The sequence below is a fragment of the Sphingomonas endophytica genome (assembly GCF_001476895.1).
GTDB lineage: Bacteria > Pseudomonadota > Alphaproteobacteria > Sphingomonadales > Sphingomonadaceae > Sphingomonas > Sphingomonas endophytica_A.
In genome coordinates, this window is the sequence record NZ_LDTB01000246.1 from 1 (window position 1) to 775 (window position 775).

Consider the following 775-nt stretch of genomic DNA (forward strand, 5'->3'; position numbering starts at 1 on the left):
CCTCCTGATTTCGATTATCCGGAACCACTGGTTAAATTTGGATGAAAATATTCAACTTGTCGATAGGGCTCTTGTTGTTGTATGATGGGATGCGTCTCGGCAGTAGGCCTTCTGTGTGCCAAGCAAATCAAGATGGCTGTCCGGAAAAGGGCAGCCGGTCTGGCAAGCGCGTTTCCTCGACCCGATGATTGTAGCGCGAGAGCACACAGCCAAGCGGGGTCGACTGTCGCGACGGCATTGAAGACGGGCGTGCCGCAGACCCAACTGTGAGCCGCGGATGGGCAGCTCTCACCCCGCTATCACCCTTTGCTCGCGGTGGGAGATCCAAAGCAGCAGGCCATCAGCTCGTTCTGCTCCTGGGCAGTCCACGCGCCGGCAAAGCCGAGGCCTTTACGCAGCCACAGCATGGCCTTGAAGCCGCAGATCGTGCGCCGGGCCGTGTTGAACGAGCGCAACCCGCCTAACCGCGGCATCGCTCCCTTAACCCGGAAGTGGCATGCTGACGTTTGCGACAAGCCTCAGGTGCGGACCAAAAATCAGTGTTCGATTGATTTCCAAACATACTAAGATGCCAGTCATCAGATAGCCTTAAAATGTGCACTCTACCGGTACTTGCGCTAATGTAGTACTGTTTGAAATTTGAGACTCAGACAGCGTCAGAGCAGGCGCCCGCTTCAAATGAGGATTGAATAACCATGACGGACTTCTCAAGTAAAAGCACTACGTCTAAGGTAGACGCCGATGTTAGCCTTGCTCCACGCGAGCTATACAAAAT

The 775-nt window shown here is 54.5% G+C and carries 1 pseudogene; it reads right to left on the reverse strand.

Annotated elements, in window-relative coordinates:
- Positions 1–299: 299 nt before the first annotated feature.
- A pseudogene (locus NS334_RS17000) lies at positions 300–494 on the reverse strand (IS6 family transposase); the annotation flags it as partial.
- Positions 495–775 lie beyond the last annotated feature (281 nt).